This window comes from Nocardia sp. CNY236 (assembly GCF_000482385.1).
In the GTDB taxonomy this organism is placed as follows: Bacteria; Actinomycetota; Actinomycetes; order Mycobacteriales; family Mycobacteriaceae; genus Nocardia.
Genome location: NZ_AXVD01000010.1, coordinates 119,242 through 136,678, shown reverse-complemented (window position 1 = coordinate 136,678; position 17,437 = coordinate 119,242). Strand labels below are relative to the sequence as shown.

Annotated in this window: 18 protein-coding genes and 4 tRNA genes; 20 read left to right on the top strand and 2 right to left on the bottom strand. The window is 63.6% G+C overall.

Annotated elements, in window-relative coordinates; all coding sequences use genetic code 11:
* Positions 1 to 102: 102 nt before the first annotated feature.
* Complete coding sequence (locus K940_RS0107935) at positions 103 to 1,371, bottom strand: geranylgeranyl reductase family protein (RefSeq protein ID WP_028477088.1); 1,269 nt, start codon at positions 1,369 to 1,371, stop codon at positions 103 to 105.
* A gap of 312 nt (positions 1,372 to 1,683) precedes the next feature.
* On the opposite strand from K940_RS0107935, the gene K940_RS0107930 reads away from it, so the two are divergent.
* Positions 1,684 to 2,691 carry a polyprenyl synthetase family protein gene (locus K940_RS0107930; protein WP_028477087.1) on the top strand — a complete coding sequence of 336 codons (1,008 nt, stop codon included), beginning with the start codon at positions 1,684 to 1,686 and terminating at the stop codon, positions 2,689 to 2,691.
* 113 nt (positions 2,692 to 2,804) lie between these two features.
* Positions 2,805 to 3,686 carry a zinc metalloprotease HtpX gene (gene htpX / locus K940_RS0107925; protein ID WP_028477086.1) on the top strand — a complete coding sequence of 294 codons (882 nt, stop codon included), beginning with the start codon at positions 2,805 to 2,807 and terminating at the stop codon, positions 3,684 to 3,686.
* A 25-nt stretch (positions 3,687 to 3,711) separates the two neighbouring features.
* Here the strand turns inward: htpX and K940_RS0107920 are convergent, their stop codons facing one another.
* A complete protein-coding gene (locus K940_RS0107920) occupies positions 3,712 to 4,203 on the bottom strand; it encodes a YajQ family cyclic di-GMP-binding protein (protein ID WP_028477085.1) in 492 nt (163 codons plus the stop codon).
* 175 nt (positions 4,204 to 4,378) lie between these two features.
* Here K940_RS0107920 and K940_RS0107915 point away from each other — a divergent pair.
* The 18 genes from K940_RS0107915 (at position 4,379) to K940_RS0107830 (ending at position 17,398) form a co-directional block, all read left to right on the top strand.
* A tRNA-Tyr gene (locus K940_RS0107915) sits at positions 4,379 to 4,461 on the top strand.
* Between the two features lie 296 nt (positions 4,462 to 4,757).
* A tRNA-Thr gene (locus K940_RS0107910) sits at positions 4,758 to 4,830 on the top strand.
* An 83-nt stretch (positions 4,831 to 4,913) separates the two neighbouring features.
* Positions 4,914 to 4,989 (top strand) — tRNA-Met (locus K940_RS0107905).
* 41 nt (positions 4,990 to 5,030) lie between these two features.
* Positions 5,031 to 5,201: a 50S ribosomal protein L33 gene (rpmG, locus tag K940_RS0107900; protein WP_011211653.1), complete on the top strand. Its 171-nt coding sequence runs from the start codon at positions 5,031 to 5,033 to the stop codon at positions 5,199 to 5,201.
* A 175-nt stretch (positions 5,202 to 5,376) separates the two neighbouring features.
* On the top strand, positions 5,377 to 6,498 hold the full coding sequence (locus K940_RS0107895) for a fused (3R)-hydroxyacyl-ACP dehydratase subunits HadA/HadB (protein ID WP_028477084.1): 1,122 nt from the start codon (positions 5,377 to 5,379) through the stop codon (positions 6,496 to 6,498).
* Between the two features lie 220 nt (positions 6,499 to 6,718).
* Positions 6,719 to 6,791: transfer RNA gene (locus tag K940_RS0107890), tRNA-Trp, on the top strand.
* 31 nt (positions 6,792 to 6,822) lie between these two features.
* Positions 6,823 to 7,221, top strand: coding sequence for a preprotein translocase subunit SecE (gene secE, locus K940_RS0107885; RefSeq protein WP_028477083.1), 399 nt, complete (start codon positions 6,823 to 6,825; stop codon positions 7,219 to 7,221).
* Between the two features lie 62 nt (positions 7,222 to 7,283).
* Positions 7,284 to 8,105, top strand: a complete 822-nt coding sequence (gene nusG / locus K940_RS0107880; RefSeq protein ID WP_369797478.1) for a transcription termination/antitermination protein NusG — start codon at positions 7,284 to 7,286, stop codon at positions 8,103 to 8,105.
* Between the two features lie 106 nt (positions 8,106 to 8,211).
* The gene (gene rplK, locus K940_RS0107875) at positions 8,212 to 8,646 is read left to right on the top strand and encodes a 50S ribosomal protein L11 (RefSeq protein WP_028477081.1); all 435 of its coding nucleotides are present in this window, start codon (positions 8,212 to 8,214) and stop codon (positions 8,644 to 8,646) included.
* Between the two features lie 213 nt (positions 8,647 to 8,859).
* A complete protein-coding gene (gene rplA / locus K940_RS0107870) occupies positions 8,860 to 9,573 on the top strand; it encodes a 50S ribosomal protein L1 (RefSeq protein WP_028477080.1) in 714 nt (237 codons plus the stop codon).
* A gap of 392 nt (positions 9,574 to 9,965) precedes the next feature.
* Entirely contained in the window at positions 9,966 to 10,505 is a 540-nt protein-coding gene (gene rplJ / locus K940_RS0107865; RefSeq protein ID WP_028477079.1) for a 50S ribosomal protein L10, read from the top strand.
* 77 nt (positions 10,506 to 10,582) lie between these two features.
* Positions 10,583 to 10,963, top strand: a complete 381-nt coding sequence (gene rplL, locus K940_RS0107860; protein ID WP_028477078.1) for a 50S ribosomal protein L7/L12 — start codon at positions 10,583 to 10,585, stop codon at positions 10,961 to 10,963.
* Between the two features lie 244 nt (positions 10,964 to 11,207).
* Positions 11,208 to 12,284, top strand: coding sequence for an ABC transporter ATP-binding protein (locus K940_RS0107855; protein ID WP_028477077.1), 1,077 nt, complete (start codon positions 11,208 to 11,210; stop codon positions 12,282 to 12,284).
* Positions 12,285 to 12,295: 11 nt separating this feature from the next.
* Positions 12,296 to 13,090, top strand: coding sequence for an ABC transporter permease (locus tag K940_RS0107850; RefSeq protein WP_051406980.1), 795 nt, complete (start codon positions 12,296 to 12,298; stop codon positions 13,088 to 13,090).
* A 3-nt stretch (positions 13,091 to 13,093) separates the two neighbouring features.
* The gene (locus K940_RS0107845; RefSeq protein ID WP_051406979.1) at positions 13,094 to 13,957 is read left to right on the top strand and encodes an ABC transporter permease; all 864 of its coding nucleotides are present in this window, start codon (positions 13,094 to 13,096) and stop codon (positions 13,955 to 13,957) included.
* Positions 13,954 to 15,306, top strand: a complete 1,353-nt coding sequence (locus tag K940_RS0107840) for an MCE family protein (protein ID WP_051406978.1) — start codon at positions 13,954 to 13,956, stop codon at positions 15,304 to 15,306. The genes K940_RS0107845 and K940_RS0107840 overlap by 4 nt, the downstream gene beginning before the upstream one ends.
* Before the next feature lie 5 nt (positions 15,307 to 15,311).
* Positions 15,312 to 16,388, top strand: coding sequence for an MCE family protein (locus tag K940_RS0107835; RefSeq protein WP_196812138.1), 1,077 nt, complete (start codon positions 15,312 to 15,314; stop codon positions 16,386 to 16,388).
* Entirely contained in the window at positions 16,388 to 17,398 is a 1,011-nt protein-coding gene (locus K940_RS0107830; RefSeq protein ID WP_028477072.1) for an MCE family protein, read from the top strand. Before K940_RS0107835 ends, K940_RS0107830 begins: the two co-directional genes overlap by 1 nt.
* Positions 17,399 to 17,437: the final 39 nt, after the last annotated feature.

The window sequence follows — 17,437 nt, the reverse complement described above, 5'->3', positions numbered from 1 at the left end:
ATGCCCTGGCGCACGCTGGGGCATCGTCGGCGTGCTCGCAGACTCGGCCGCCGATGGGTGGCTACGGTCGCTCGAAGCCGGTGATTCCACCGCCAGGAGTCGCTAGCCGAACGGCTGCCGTTCATCCAGGCGCAACGATGCTCGCCCTGCGGCCCGCCAGGCCCGAGCGGTCAGGTCGACATCCTCGTCGGTGACGAGATTTCCCATGACGCGAACGGCGGTTCGCCGCAGATATTTCGAGCGCATGACCGGGGGGCCGCCGAGCGGAACCACGCGCGGATGGGTGGCCATGCCGGCTATGCGCCGCGCCACCGAGAACGTGCGCCCATAGCGTGTCCGTAGCACCTGTGGCCAGATCCTGGTGAAGTCGGGCTCGGCCAGTAGATCGGCGAGCATGTGGCCGCTCTCCAAGCCGTAGTCGATCCCCTCGCCGTTGAGCGGGTTCACGCAGCCTGCGGCATCGCCGAGCAGTACCCAGTTGCGTCCGGCGACATTCGAGACCGCGCCGCCCATGGGCAGCAAGGCCGACGCCACCGAGCGCAGCGACCCTTCGAACTGCCATTCCTCCCGGCGTGCCGCGGTATAGTGCGCGAGCAGTGGTCGCAACGCGATCTGGGAGGGCCGTCGCTGCGTCGCCAGTGAGCCGACACCGATGTTCACCTCACCGTTGCCCAGTGGAAATACCCAGCCGTAGCCGGGAATCAGCTCGCCGGAAGCGTCGCGCAATTCCAGATGCGAGGTGATCCACTGGTCATCGCTGCGACCGGATGTGACGTAGGCGCGCACTGCGGTGCCGAAGGCATATTGCCGATGCCACGCGCGCCCGAGCAGCCGTCCGACAGGTGAACGCACGCCATCGGCGACCACCAAGGTCCGGCAGGCGATCGTTCGCGGTCCGGCGGTCGTGCGCGTGACGACGTGGGTGACCCGATCGCCGTCGCGGCCGAGGTCGATCACCTTGGTTGCATCCCACATGCGTGCCCCGGACTGGATCGCGGTCTCGCGCAGCTTGTCGTCGAGTTGCGTGCGTGGAATGGCACTTCCGTAGCTCGGGAACGAACCGCCCGGCCAGCTCAGCAGAGCCTCACGGCCGAATCCGGTCATCCGGAGGCCATGATTGACAATATGTGTACGCACCCACTCACCGAGGCCGAGCTGTTCCAGTTCGGCAGTCGCGCGCGGGGTCAGGCCGTCACCGCAGGTCTTGTCTCTGGGAAAGGTCGCGGAGTCGATGAGCGTGACATCCCATCCGGCCCGCGCGGCCCATGCGGCCGCCGCCGAACCGGCGGGGCCCGCGCCGACGACCAGCACCTCGGTTTCGCTGGGTACGGCGTCCTCGGTGCGCGGGGGAGTGGTTTCGGGTACACCCATGCGGTCCATACTTGCAGGGCCGGCTCGATCACCTCGACGCCGGTCGTGCTCGAGCAGGCCTTGGCCGAGAGCGGGTGTGGTGTGCGAGAGTGGCCGATCCATCGCAGAGTGACGGTGTCGATGAGCCCTCGATGAGGACACGCTAGGTTCTCTACCGTGGGGTCGGAGGCAGCGCTGGGAGAAGAGATGAGCAGATCGGCCATGAGCGAGCGCGGCGAGCGAATGACGGACACCGCGCGTCACGCGCGCGATAGCGATACCGCGCGCCACACGCGCGATAGCGATACCGCGCGCCACACGCGCGATAGCGGCCTGCGTGACGGCACCACGGTCGTGGCCGGGGTCGACCTCGGGGATGTCGCGCTCGCCGCGACTGTGCGCGACGGGTTGGACCGAGTCGAACAACTGTTGGTCGACGAATTGTGTGATGGTGCGGAATTCCTGCAGGAAGCGGCGTTGCACCTGGCGAAGGCGGGAGGTAAGCGGTTTCGACCGCTGTTCACCGTTCTCACCGGACAACTCGGGCCGCGTCCGACCGATCCTGCCTTGATCACCGCGGGTGCGGTGGTCGAACTCGTGCATCTGGCGACTCTCTACCACGATGATGTGATGGACGAGGCGTCGATGCGGCGTGGCGCTCCGAGCGTCAACTCGCGGTGGGGTAACAACATCGCGATCCTCGCCGGCGACTACTTGTTCGCGCACGCCTCGCGGCTGACGTCCACTCTGGGCCCCGACGCGGTGCGCATCATCGCCGAGACCTTCGCCGAACTCGTCACCGGCCAGATGCGCGAGACCGTCGGCGCCCGCGAATCTCAGGATCCGGTCGAGCACTACCTGCGGGTGGTGTGGGAGAAGACCGGTTCACTCATCGCCGCGGCCGGACGCTTCGGCGGCACCTTCTCCGGCGCGGGCGACGAGCAGGTCGAGCGCCTGTCGCGTCTCGGGGATGCGGTGGGTACGGCATTCCAGATCTCCGACGACATCATCGACATCTCCTCGGCAGCCGAGCAGTCCGGGAAGACTCCGGGCACCGACCTGCGTGAAGGCGTGCACACCCTGCCGGTGCTCTACGCGCTGCGGCAAACCGGCGCCGACGGCGATCGGCTCCGTGAGTTGCTCGCTCGCCCACTGGCGATCGACGGTGAGGTCGAGGAGGCGCTCGATCTGCTGGCCGGCTCGCGCGGCATGGCCTTGGCCAAACAGAAGCTGCAAGGCTATGCCGACCTCGCGCAGGCAGAGTTGTCGGCACTGCCGGCTGGGCCGGCCAACGACGCGCTGGCGCGGCTGGTGCACTACACCATCGAGCGCGTGTCCTGAACGATCGGCCGTGGAACCGTGCTCGTAGCCTCTGGCGCTGGAACTTTGCCCGGAACCCCCTTCGTTGAGCAGTCGTAGGACAGCTCGATGGATGGGGAACGGCGAGGAGACACATGCACGGGCGCGGATATGGGAACGGACTGAAGACCTTCGGACTGATGATCGGCCTGTCGGCCTTGATCGTGTTCGCGGGTGCGATGTTCCGGAGCCCGACGATCTTGGTCTTTGCGATCCTGCTCGCGGTGGGTACGAACGCGTACGCGTACTTCAACAGCGACAAGATCGCACTACGGGCGATGCATGCACATCCGGTCAGCGAACTGGAAGCGCCCGTGATGCATCGAATCGTGCGTGAGCTCGCCACCACCGCACGGCAGCCGATGCCGCGGTTGTACATCAGTCCGACGAATGCACCCAACGCATTCGCCACTGGACGGAGTCCGCGACATGCCGCGGTCTGTTGCACCAGCGGGATTCTGCAGATTCTGGACGAGCGAGAATTGCGTGCCGTCCTGGGACACGAACTCTCCCACGTCTACAATCGCGACATTCTCATTTCCTCGGTCGCGGGCGCGCTTGCGGCCGTCATCTCCGGGTTGGCCAACCTCGCCTTCTTCGCGTCCATGTTCGGTGGCAATCGCAATGGCGAAGGTCCCAATCTGATCGGTGTGCTACTGGTGTCGCTGCTCGGCCCGATCGCTGCGTCACTCGTCAAATTGGCCGTCTCTCGCGCGCGTGAATTCCAGGCCGACCAGTCCGGCGCCGAACTCACCGGCGACCCGCTGGCCCTCGCTTCTGCCCTACGCAAGCTCGAGCGGGGTGTCCAGGCTGCCCCGCTGCCACCCGAGCCTCGGCTGACGGCGCAGTCCCATCTGATGATCGCCAACCCGTTTCGGGTGGGGGAGCGGGCTGCGCGGTGGTTCTCCACCCATCCGCCGATGGCGCAACGCATCGCGCGATTGGAGGAGATGGCCGGCGGACCCCGTCGGTATTGACGGTGTCGCTCGCCGCGGCCCGAGGTCAGCGGTAGTTGACGAACTGTAGGGCGATACCGAAATCCGCGCCCTTCAGCAACCCGATGACCGCCTGCAGATCGTCACGTTTCTTGCTGCTCACGCGCACCTCGTCGCCTTGGATCTGGGTTTTGACGCCCTTGGGGCCTTCGTCGCGGATCAGTTTGGCGATCTTCTTCGCATGTTCGGAGTCGATGCCTTGCACCAGTGAGCCGGTGATCTTGTACACCTTGCCGGAGGAGGCCGGGTCGCCGGCGTCGAATGCCTTCAGGGAGATGTCGCGGCGAATCAGCTTCTCCTTGAAGACCTCCAGTGCGGCGCGGACGCGTTCCTCGGCAGAGGCGCTGAGCACGATCGTGGCGTCTCCGGACCATTCGATCGTGGCGCCGGTGCCGCGAAAGTCGTAGCGGGTGTTGAGCTCCTTCTCCGCCTGATTCAGGGCGTTGGCGACCTCCTGCCGGTCGACCTTGCTCACGACGTCGAAAGACGAATCAGCCACACTGCGCTCCTGTTCTGACGGTCCGGCGGGTCGGGCGATCCGAGTGCCGACCGGACACCGTCGGCTCGGCCCGGAACTCGAGAGTAGTCGGGTCGTCGGCACGATAGCCAGCCGGTTTGCATTCAGGGTGTGGGTTCGATGTATTCTGCTCAGCGCGCAGTAACAGTGCGTAAACGGCAGGTTGCCCGAGCGGCCAATGGGAGCAGACTGTAAATCTGTCGGTGAAAGCCTACGTAGGTTCGAATCCTACACCTGCCACTCCCACGAGGGCCTTGTACGACACCAGAGATGCGTACAAGGCCCTTTCTCGTCATTTGTGCTTGCCCGCTCCGCGTGCCCGATGCCGGCGTCATCCGCTGGCGCAGGTGTGCCGGACTCGGTAGCCGCAGATTTGGCAGCGCTTGTCGATGTCGCCAACTCGGCGTAGCGCTGCGAGTTATGGCTAGAACGGTTCTGACCACGCGGTTTGGTGGTGAGACTGGTAAGTGTGTAACCTCGTTCAAGACTTCGTCGCGCTGAGGTCGAATCCGCGGGCTCGGTGCGAGAGTAGTCATGCCCCCTTAGCTCAGTCGGCAGAGCGTTTCCATGGTAAGGAAAAGGTCAACGGTTCGATTCCGTTAGGGGGCTCGCCGGATTGCCGGTGGTGACCGACTCGGCATCGCTTTTCGTAGCCGCGGGTTGGGCTCGGCACCATGGTAATGCGACGCCGTGGCGGTGTAGCTCAGTCGGTAGAGCAAACGACTCATAATCGTTGTGTCGCCGGTTCAAGTCCGGCCATCGCTACCACAATCGATCAAGCCCATCAGGTACTGGAAAGAAGGCATATCGTGGCCGCGAAGTCCACCGATGTCCGGCCAAAGATCACCTTGGCCTGTGAGCAGTGCAAGCATCGCAACTACATCACCAAGAAGAACCGGCGAAACGATCCGGATCGGCTGGAACTGAAGAAGTTCTGCCCGAACTGTGGCACCCATCGGGCGCATCGCGAGTCCCGCTAGGCCTGCCCGTCACAATCCGCACCAGGACGTGTCGTCGACGTATGTGGGACCGTGACACCGCAAGAATCGAGCGTCGTAGGTCCCTGAGACGCTGCGACGGAAGGGAGTTCGCGGTGAACGCTTCGCGGACTCCGAATGGTCGATGGGGCCGGATAGGTACAGTCCTCCCGTGACAATCAACACCGGTACGAACGAATCGGTTCGAGCAGGCGAGCCTCTCGATCCCGCTGGCAACGCCGCGGTCATGGTCGGTCACCACTACCGCGTCGACGACTATTACGAGGTCGGCCGCGAGAAGGTGCGGGAGTACGCCCGGGCTGTGCAGGACTACCATCCGGTGCATTGGGACCAGCGTGCGGCCCAGGAATACGGCTACGACGACGTGCTTGCTCCGGTGACGTTCATCTCTCTGGTCGGGATCCTGGCCCAGCGCAAGCTGTTCGAACAGATCGTGTCCGGCTACGACCTGAGTCCCCAGGTCATGCAGACCGACCAGATTCTCGAATTCCACCGCCCGATCAAGGTCGGCGACCGACTCACCTGCGATGTCTACCTGGACTCGTTCCGGCAGGCGTTCGGCGGCGACATCATCGTGACCAAGAACATCGTCACCGCGCAGAACGACGAGCACGTGCTGACCACCTACACCACCCTCGTCGGCCGAAGCGGAAGCGACATCGACCCCAACCTCACCGCCGCCGTGCACAACGTGCTGATGCACGGCATCGGTGACGACGCGCCCGAGCCCCACTCAGGAGGCGCTCACCGTTCAGGAGGCGTTACTGCCTCGCCGACGCCGGCGACCGCGGTTCGAGCGCCCTCCACACGGTCCGCCCAACCGGTCACGGTCACTCCGAGGGATACCCACGGCACCAACGCTCTCGCCTTCACCGACATCGCCGTAGGGGACGAGTTGCCTGCCCGCACAGTTCGGCTCACCCGCGGCGATCTGGTGAACTACGCCGGGGTGTCCGGTGATGCGAATCCGATCCATTGGAGCGACGAGATCGTCGGGTTGGTCGGCCTCGACGGCGTGGTCGCGCACGGCATGCTCACCATGGGTCTCGCCGGCGGCTTCGTCACCTCCTGGCTCGGTGACCCCGGCGCGGTCAAGGAGTTCAACGTCCGGTTCACCAGCCCGGTCTATGTCGGAACCGACCGTGCCGCAGAAGTCCAGTACACCGGCAAGGTGAAGTCGGTCGATCCAGAGACCAGGACGGCTGTGGTGGCGATCGTGGCCAAGTCGGCGGGCAAGCGGATCTTCGGCCGCGCGACCGCGACGGTACAGCTCACCTGAGCTGGCGTAGCATCCCGGATTGGCTAATGGGGTGCGCGGTAACGTACACTCAGGTCTCTGGGGTCACCAGCCGTTGCGCGCTGCTCTGTGGGGCTGGCTCCACACGGTTCGTCAGAACCGTTTGTGGGCCGCGACCTAACGGAGTGGCGCGCGTGTTGTGTGGCAACGAGCACAAGTGAATCATCGAAACGTGGTTGGACAGCCGGCACCGTCCGACCGAAGGGGCGTAGCTCAATTGGCAGAGCAGCGGTCTCCAAAACCGCAGGTTGCAGGTTCAAGTCCTGTCGCCCCTGCCCTGGATGCCAGCGACGAGAGAGGATCGACGTGAGCGACGAGCGGGACACTCGCCGCGGCGCGCATGCGGCCGACGAGGGCGATGGCACCGCCGCAGCGACCCGGCCGAGCGGTAAGCGATCCGCCCGGCGGGCTCGTGGTGCGTCGTCGGAGCCCGACACGGGTGCGATCGCAACACTCGACCGTCCGTCGCGCACGGCAGCCACGAAGACCGATCGGGCCGAACGCAAGAAGCCGGGTAATCCGCTCAAGCGGGTGATCAAGTTCCTGCGGGAAGTCATCGCAGAACTCCGCAAGGTGATCTGGCCCAATCGGAAGCAGATGGTCACCTATACGAGCGTTGTTCTGGTGTTCGTGATTTTCATGGTCGCGTTCATCAGCGGGTTGGATCTGGCGTTCACCAAGGGTGTCACCTGGCTGTTCGGTTAGCCGAACGACGCCGACGCCGGTAGCCGAACCTGGGGCGGACGTGAGGGCGAGTATTGCTCACCATGCGCCCGGCCCGGCACGCAGAGGATGTACGTGACGACACAGGAAGCGAGTGCCCAGTGAGCACCCCGGAGAACGACACACACGACGAGTTCCCGGTCGATGACGCGGTGGCCGAGCCCACCGACTCCGTCGAAGAGGTCTCGGCCGGTGAGCCCGCGGTCGAGAAATCGGAGCCCGCTGCCACCGCTTCGACCGATGTCGATCCTGTTGCCGAGATGAAGGCTGCACTGCGCCGTGCTCCTGGCGAGTGGTATGTGATCCACTCCTATGCCGGGTACGAGAACAAGGTGAAGACCAACCTCGAAACCCGGGTGCAGAATTTGGACCTCGAGGACTACATCTTCCAGGTCGAGGTGCCTACCGAAGAGGTCACCGAGATCAAGAACGGGCAGCGCAAGCATGTCAACCGCAAGGTACTGCCCGGCTACATCCTGGTTCGCATGGAACTCAACGACGAGTCGTGGGGCGCGGTGCGCAATACCCCGGGCGTCACCGGGTTCGTCGGCGCCACCGCGCGGCCGTCGCCGTTGTCGTTGGACGACGTCGTGAAGTTCCTCGTGCCGGCCGCGGAAAAGAAGAAGAAGCCAGCGGCGGCCGCCGCGGTTGCCGAGACCACGCCCGGCGAGGTCGCACCGAAGCCGGTCATCGAAGTCGACTTCGAGGTCGGCGAGTCCGTGACCGTGATGGACGGCCCCTTCGCCACGTTGCCTGCCAGCATCTCCGAGGTCAATGCCGAACAGCAGAAGCTGAAGGTGCTCGTGTCGATCTTCGGCCGCGAGACTCCGGTCGAACTCGCATTCACGCAGGTGGCCAAGATCTAGTTGCGACGATCCGGTCGTGACGCATCACGACCGGCACGGCTACTCGCACGCAGCCGCCACCACGACTTGCAAAGAGCAAGGACAACAATCACCGAGGAAAGTACAGATGCCCCCCAAGAAGAAGAAGCTCGCCGGGATCATCAAGCTTCAGATCCAGGCCGGCCAGGCGAATCCGGCCCCTCCGGTCGGTCCCGCGCTGGGTCAGCACGGCGTCAACATCATGGAGTTCTGCAAGGCGTACAACGCTGCGACCGAGTCGCAGCGCGGCAACGTCGTCCCGGTCGAAATCTCGGTGTACGAGGACCGGTCATTCGACTTCAAGCTGAAGACGCCACCCGCCGCCAAGTTGTTGCTCAAGGCTGCGGGGGTGCAGAAGGGTTCGGCTGAGCCGCACCGCAACAAGGTCGCCAAGGTAACCCTCGAGCAAGTGCGCGAGATCGCCAAGACCAAGCAGGAAGATCTGAACGCCAACGATATCGAGCAGGCGGCCAAGATCATTGCGGGCACCGCGCGTTCGATGGGCATCACCGTCGAGGGCTGAGTGCTCCTGCGGTCCATCCGTGGAGTGCTCCTGCGGTCCATCGGTGGACAGACCGCGAACCAGGTGGGAGGGTCGGCCAGACCCGCTGACCACGCCTGAACCATGAATACGCCGGCGTCGGCCGACCAGCGCGCGAGCGCTCGAGACCGAGATCATACAGAGGTCCGAAGCACAGTCGGGTGATCGCCGCCGATCGAACAAGGACAGAGGAAGATGGCAAAACGAAGCAAGGCATACCTCGCCGCGGCCGAAAAGGTCGATCGGAGCAAGCTCTACTCGCCGTTGGCCGCCGCGCGGTTGGCCAAGGAGACCGCTACCACCAAGACCGATGCGACCGTCGAGGTCGCGGTGCGTCTCGGTGTCGATCCGCGCAAGGCCGATCAGATGGTCCGTGGCACTGTCAATTTGCCGCACGGTACCGGTAGAACAGCTCGGGTGATCGTGTTCGCCGCGGGCGAGAAGGCAGCCGAGGCCGAGAATGCCGGCGCCGATGCAGTCGGCGCCGAGGATCTGATCGAGCGGATTCAAGGCGGCTGGTTGGACTTCGACGCCGCGATTGCCACCCCGGATCAAATGGCCAAGGTCGGTCGCATCGCACGCATTCTCGGTCCCCGTGGTTTGATGCCGAACCCGAAGACCGGCACGGTTACCACCGATGTGACCAAAGCTGTCAACGACATCAAGGGCGGAAAGATCAACTTCCGGGTCGACAAGCAGGCCAACCTGCATTTCGTCATCGGCAAGGCGTCCTTCGACGACAGCAAGCTGGTGGAGAACTACGGCGCCGCGTTGGACGAGATCCTGCGCGCCAAGCCGTCGACCGCCAAGGGGCGCTACGTCAAGAAGGTGACGGTTTCGACGAACACCGGACCGGGCATCCCGGTGGACCCGAACCGCACCCGCAACCTCTTGGACGAGGACGCCTAGCGGCAGGACGGCCGATCTCGACGGTGGGAAGACCTCGCGCTTCCCACCGGACCTGCCAACAGCAGCGTCCCACTGTCCGACGTTCGCCACCGTTTTGGCGAATGACCCTGTACCCAGGTACAGTTGAGCAAGTTTTCGACCGAGTTCGATCACTACCTCAATTCGTTCTACCGAAGACCGTTGGTCGCCGTTCCCGCCTGGGTTCGGTCGAAGGTTCGGCACCATTGCCGGCGGCCCGCGCAGGGAGACCGAGGCTGGAAATCGATCCGGGTAGTACCCGGAATTGTCTACCTTCCGCCCCGGAACGCTCTGCGTTCGGGGCGTTCGTCGTGTCGTCGACCCCTGATCGGTAGTTCGTATCCACGAACCGACCCTCAGAGAGGAGGCGAAGTATGGCAAAGCCCGAAAAGGTCACCGCGGTTGCGGAGATCGCAGAGCAGTTCAGGAACTCGACGGCCACCGTGGTCACGGAATACCGTGGCTTGTCGGTGGGCAAGCTGACCGAGCTGCGGCGCGCTCTCGGCACCGACGCCACCTACTCCGTCGCCAAGAACACGCTGGTCAAGCGAGCGGCTGCCGAAGCCGGAGTGGAAGGTCTCGACGATCTGTTCGTCGGACCGACCGCAATCACCTTCATCTCGGGCGAGCCGGTCGATGCTGCCAAGGCTCTGAAGACCTTCGCCAAGGAGAACAAGGCGCTCATCATCAAGGGCGGCTACATGGACGGCGCTCCGCTGTCCGTGTCCGAGGTCGAGCGGATCGCTGATCTGGAGACCCGTGAGGTCTTGCTGGCCAAGCTTGCCGGTGCACTGAAAGGCAACCTCACGAAGGCCGCTGGTCTGTTCAATGCTCCCGCGTCGCAAGTGGCCCGGCTGGCCGCCGCGCTGCAGGAGAAGAAGCAGGCCGAAGCCGGCGGAGCTGCCGCCGAGTAACTCGCGGGGTGACTGGGCTGTAGCTCGCTCCTCAAAGCTCGCCCCCCGAGACATCACCTATCGAAAGGAAGACAACAATGGCCAACGTCGACGAACTGCTCGAGACCTTCGGCAACATGACCCTGCTCGAGCTGTCGGACTTCGTGAAGAAGTTCGAGGAGAAGTTCGAGGTGACCGCCGCTGCGCCCGTCGCAGTCGCCGCTGTCGGTGGCGCTGCCGCACCGGCCGAGGCGGTCGAGGAGCAGGACGAGTTCGACGTCGTTCTCGAAGGCGCCGGCGATAAGAAGATCCAGGTCATCAAGGTGGTCCGGGAGATCGTCTCCGGCTTGGGTCTGAAGGAAGCCAAGGACCTGGTCGAAGGTGCGCCGAAGCCGATCCTGGAAAAGGTCGCCAAGGATGCTGCCGAGGCCGCCAAAGCGAAGCTGGAAGACGCTGGCGCGAAGGTTTCGGTCAAGTAATTCGAGATCGAGAACAGCACTACGGGCGGGCTCCCTTTGGAGCTCGCCCGTAGTGCTATTCGACAGTCCGAACGTTGTCGCGGATAACAATAGTTCGTCGGGTTACTCTTCAGTCAGGTTCTGATGTGCCCTCTCTTGCATATGGGTTACAGTGACCGAGCCCACTAGTACTACATAGCGCACTGCAATCACCGAGCGAGCGGTGCGTCAGGTGGGTGGCTCGCTGAGAATTGTGGAGGTAGCCGTGGGCGTCGAGGTCAGAACCGAAGGTGTAACCAAGTCCTTCGGTTCGCAGCGAATCTGGCAGGACGTATCGCTGACGTTGCCGTCAGGCGAGGTCAGCGCGCTGCTGGGTCCGTCGGGTACTGGTAAGTCGGTATTTTTGAAGTCCTTGATCGGCTTGCTGCGTCCCGAACGCGGAGCGATCTATATCGACGGCACGGATATCACGACGTGTTCCAATAAGCAGCTGTACGAGATTCGCAAGCTGTTCGGTGTGCTGTTCCAGGACGGCGCATTGTTCGGATCGATGAACTTGTTCGACAATGTGGCCTTTCCGTTGCGCGAGCACACCAAGAAGAGCGAATCCGAGATCAAGAAGATCGTCATGGAGAAGCTGGAGCTGACCGGTCTGCTCGGGGCCGAAGCCAAGTTGCCCGGCGAGATCTCCGGTGGCATGCGCAAGCGAGCCGGATTGGCCCGCGCCCTGGTGCTCGATCCACAGATCATCCTCGTCGACGAGCCGGACTCGGGTCTCGACCCGGTACGCACTTCGTACCTGAGTCAATTGTTGATCGATATCAATGCGCAGATCGACGCCACGATTCTGATCGTGACCCACAACATCAACCTGGCCCGAACCGTGCCGGACAACATCGGCATGCTCTTCCGTCGCCAACTGGTCATGTTCGGTCCGCGGGAGGTCTTGCTCACCTCGGAGGAGCCGGTGGTCAAACAGTTCCTCAACGGTCGCATGATCGGCCCGATCGGGATGTCCGAGGAGAAGGACGAGGCGCAGATGGCGCGCGAGCAAGCACTGGTCGACGCCGGGCATCACCATGGCGGTGCCGAGGAGGTCGAGGGAATCATCCCGCAGATGCGCGCGACCCCGGGCACGCCGGTGCGCCAGGCCGTATTACGACGCAAAGAGCGCGTTCGCGAGATCATGCATACGCTGCCGCATGCCGCTCAGGTTGCGATTCGTGAGTCACTTGTGGAGAACGACGACACCCAGGTGATGGCCTACAACCACGGTGACCTGGCGAATTATCAAGGCGCCGACTACGGCTCCACCGTGCGCCGTAGTGCGACCAACGGGTAACATCTGCGATCGTGAATTCCACTCTGGCGCGATTGCGAGCACCCCTGGAGTCGGGGTTTGCCCAAGCCGGCAACATCATTGCGCTGCTGATCGACGTTGCGCGCAAGACCTTTCGCCGGCCCTTCGAATGGCGGGAGTTCATCGAGCAGTCGTGGTTCATCGCGAGTGTCTCGATTCTGCCCAGTGCATTGGTTGCGATCCCCTTCGGTGCGGTCGTGGCATTGCAGACCGGTTCGCTGATCAAACAGTTGGGCGCCGAAGCCTTCACTGGTGCAACCAGCGTGCTGGCGACGGTTCAGCAAGCGGCACCGGTCGTGACAGCGCTGATCATTGCGGGTGCCGCGGGCTCGGCTGTGGCCGCAGATCTCGGTTCGCGCACCATCCGCGAAGAGATCGACGCACTCGAGGTGCTCGGCGTCGACCCGGTGCGCAAGCTGGTGGTTCCCCGCGTGATCGGCATGATGCTGGTAGCGCTCCTGCTCAACGGTCTGGTTTCGGTGGTCGGCATCGCGGGCGGATATTTCTTCAATGTGCTGTTGCAGGGCGGCACACCGGGCGCTTACTTGGCGTCGTTCTCCGCTCTTGCGCAACTGCCCGACCTATGGATCGGTGAGATCAAGGCAGCGGTGTTCGGTCTGCTCGCCGGCGTCATCGCCGCATACAAGGGGCTGCATCCCAAGGGAGGCCCGAAAGGAGTCGGTGACGCGGTGAACCAATCCGTGGTGATCACATTCCTGGTGCTGTTCTTCGTGAACCTCGTTTTGACCTTGGTATACCTACAAATCGTCCCGGCCAAGGGCGCCTGACCTATGGCGACGTCGTATCGAACCCCGGTCGGCAAGTCCATGCACCGGGTTGGTGAAGTCGTGCGCAGCCCGTTGAACGTCATCGATCGCGCGGGCGAGCAGATGTCGTTCTACTCGCGGACCATCGCTTGGATACCGCGCACGATCGTGCACTACCGCAAGGAGGTCATGCGGCTGCTGGCCGAGGTCACCTTCGGCAGCGGTGCGCTCGCGGTGATCGGCGGCACCATCGGGGTCATCGTGTTCATGTCCGGCTCGGTCGGTGTCGTGGTCGGCCTGCAGGGCTTCAAGGCGCTCGATTCCCTCGGTAGCGGGGTACTCACCGGCTTCCTCACCGCCTACGTGAATACTCGAGAGATCGCGCCATTGGTAGCCGCGCTCGCGCTCTCGGCCACGGTCGGTTGCGGATTCACCGCGCAGTTGGGTGCCATGCGGATCTCCGAAGAGATCGACGCACTCGAAGTGATGGCCGTGCCTGGCATACCCTTCCTGGTCACCAGTCGAGTGATCGCCGGTTTCCTCGCAGTGATCCCGCTGTACATCGTGGGTCTGCTGGGCACGTTCGTGGCATCACGCTCGATCAGCATCTGGTTCAACGGCCAATCCAGCGGCTCCTACGACCACTACTTCAGTCTGTTCCTACCGCCAGAGGACGTACTCTATTCGTTCCTCAAGGTGCTGGTGTTCGCACTGGTGATCATCATGGTGCACTGCTACTACGGCTTCCATGCCACTGGCGGACCCGCCGGCGTCGGCGTCGCCGTGGGGCGCGCCGTCCGCGCCGCGATCGTCCTGGTGAACGTGCTCGACTTCTTCCTCAGTCTCGCGATCTGGGGGACCACGACGACAGTGCGGGTGGCCGGATGAGCCCGCGGACCAGGCCTTCGCGTTCGCTGCAGACGTTGCGTATCCGGGTACTCGGCATCGCCTTCTTCGTCGTGGTTGCGGTGTTCGTGTGGACGACGATCGCGATCTACAACAAGGAGTTCGTGCGGACCGTACACGTGGACCTGAAGACCGACAGCGTGGGTAATGCACTGACCCGGCACGCGGACGTGAAGGTTCGCGGGGTCACTGTCGGCCAAGTGCGGTCCAGCCGTTCCGAGAGCGGCGAAGTGACGCTGGACCTCGCGATAGATCCGGATCGGGCCAGCCAAATCCCGGTCAACGCCACTGCTCGGCTGCTCCCCAAGACGGTCTTCGGTGAGCGTTACGTGGACTTGGTGATCCCGGACGACCCCAGCGCGCAGCACCTGTCCGACGGTGTGACGCTGTATCAGGATGTCAGTGGCAATGCCATCGAGGTGAGCCAACTCCTCGACGACCTACTCCCGTTGCTGCGCGCCATTCCACCCCAGGATCTGGCCGCTACATTGGGTGCGTTGTCGCAGGCGCTGGCCGGTCGCGGTGCCGAGCTCGGTGAGACGGTGGACCGGTTGGACGATGCTTTCCGCGAGATCAATGGAGTGCTTCCGGACCTGCAGTCCGGCCTGCGCAGCTTCGCCGAAGTAGCCGCCACCTATTCCGACGCCGCGCCACAGTTGATTCAGGCATTGGACAACCTGCGTACCACCAATGCCACCATCGTGCAGCGGCGCACCGATATCGACGCGCTTCTCGCCATCGCGACGCCGACCGCGGCGAGCACAGCCGAATTCCTGATCGCCAACCGTGACAACATCATCGACCTGTCCGCGGATTCTCGGCCCGCGCTGGAATTGTTGGCGTACTACTCGCCGAACTATGTCTGTACCTTCGCGAACTTCGCTCAGCTGAAGCCGCGCGTCGACGAAATCTTCGGACAAGGCACCGGCCGTCCCGGCTCACGAGTGACGCTCGAGTTGACCAACCCTCGCGGCAGGTACCTCCCGAATCAGGACGAACCCCGCTGGCTGGACACTCGAGGACCGTGGTGTATCCCGGAAATGCCATTGGGCGTCGACCCCGGTCAGTTCACCGGCGGGCCGAACAACGACGGCTCCTACGCGGTACCCAGCCGTAACCCCGGTGACCAGAACATCGGCCATCTGTCACCGCCGCAGTACGGGACGTTCCCGGCGAGTGCAACACCGTCGATCGCAGGCTCGCCGATGGAGCAGCAGGTGCTGGCCACCATCTATGGCGCGGCCAACGGTGTCCCGCCGGACGAAGTACCGAGTTGGGTGACCCAGGTCGGTGCGCCGGCGTTCCGGGGAAGCGAGGTGAGTGTGCGATGAATGCCATGCGACAGCAGCTGCGCGGCTTGGGAGGGCCGCTGAGCAAACTGATCGTCTTCATCGTGGTAACGCTGTTCGTGACCGTCGTGCTCGCGCTGTCCATCGCCAATTACAGCGGTTCCGGCTCGGGGTTCAAGGCTCGGTTCACCGATGTCACCTCGCTCAACCCCGGCGACGAGGTTCGTATCGCGGGTGTACGGGTCGGCAAGGTCACCAAGGTCTCGATCGTCGATACCCGCTTGGCGGAGGTGGAGTTCGACCTCACCGACCGAGATTGGCTACCCGCCTCGACCACCGCAATGATCCGATACCGCAACTTGGTCGGCCAGCGCTATATCGCGCTGGAGCAAGGGGTCGGAGAACAAGGTCGTAAGTTGAACGCGGGCGCCACCATTCCCTTGGAGCAGACCCGGCCGGCCCTGGACCTCACCACGCTGTTCAATGGCTTCCGACCGTTGTTTCGCACGTTGACCGCGGAGGACGTGAACAAACTGTCCTTCGAGATCATCCAGGTGTTCCAAGGGGAGCAGGGCACCATTCACGATTTGGTCGCAACCACGGCGAATCTCACCAACAAGATCGCGGACAAGGACGCCGTGATCGGTGAACTGACCCGGAATCTGACTGCTGTTCTGGACACGATCAACGACCGTGGCGACCAGTTCGATCAAATGATCGTGAATACCGAGGCCCTGATCAGTGGCCTTGCCGCGGACCGCGACACCATCGGTCGATCGGTGACTTCGCTGGCCGACTTGACCTCGGCCACCGCCGATCTGCTCGTGCCGGTCCGTCCCACGCTCCAGGGGTCGATCGCCGGACTCAGAGAGCTCACCGGCACCCTGGTCGAACGCCAGGACGAGGTGAACGAGGCGCTGTACAACTTGCCGCTCAAGATGGAGAAACTCGGCCGAGTGGGCAGCTATGGCTCGTGGTTCCAGTTCTATCTGTGCGGCATCGACATCGTCGTCGGTCCAGGAGTGGCCGACGCGCCTGCGCTCAACCTGCCCGCGGGAATGCCGACGATCAACCAACCGCTCTACACCAATGCGGCGCCACGCTGCCACGGAAAGGCTCGTTGATGGACGATCGCATCCTGCTCGGCAGGCGCAGCCCAGCGTTCATGGGCGTGCTGGGCCTGACCATGGTGCTGTTGGTGACAGTGTCGGCGTTCTATCTGGATCAGCTGCCCATCGTGGGGGCCGGTACCAAGTACACCGCCGAGTTCTCCGAGGCCGCGGGCCTCAAAAAGGGCAACGAGGTTCGGATCGCCGGCGTGAAGGTGGGCGCGGTATCCGACGTCCGGCTCGACGGGGACCGCGTGGTGGTCGACTTCCGTACACGGGACGCCTGGATCGGCAATGAAACCACCGCCTCCATCCAGATCAAGACACTGCTCGGCCAGAAGTACCTGGCATTGGACCCTCGTGGATCGGATCCTGCGGACCCGGGAACGCGGATTCCGTTGTCGCGCACCGTGTCGCCCTACGATGTGGTGGATGCGTTCAGCGATGCAGCACGCAATATCGACCAGATCGACACCGACCAGCTCGCCACCAGCATGCAGGTGCTCTCCGAAGCATTCGCCACGACGCCGCCGGAGATTCGTGCCTCCATCGACGGAGTAGCCCGGTTGTCGGAGACGCTGGCCAAGCGGGACGAAGAGCTGAAGAAGCTGTTTGCCGCGACCAGGCAGACCACCCAGGTTCTCGCCGACCGCAGCGCCGAGTTCGAGCGATTGCTCGCCTCGGGTGGTCAGCTACTGGCCGAACTGAACTTCCGGCAGCAGTCCATCGCGCAACTGTTGTCCACCGCCCAAACGGTGTCTGCGGAGTTGACCGCGTTGGTGCAGGACAACGAGGAGCAGATCGGACCGGCACTGACGAATCTGCGTGCCGCGATCGATCTACTCAATGCCAACCAGCAGAACATTTCCAAGACCTTGGAACTGGCGGCGCCGTTCTACGGCTTGTACGCAAACGTGTTGGGCACCGGTCGCTGGTTCGACGCTGTGATCGTCAACGTGGCACCGCCCGGCCTGCCCGAGATTCCCGGTGATCGTCCGCCGGTCCGCACCATGGGAGGTAGATGACGTGGCGGAGAACTGGCGCAGCGATCCCCTTGGGGCGGT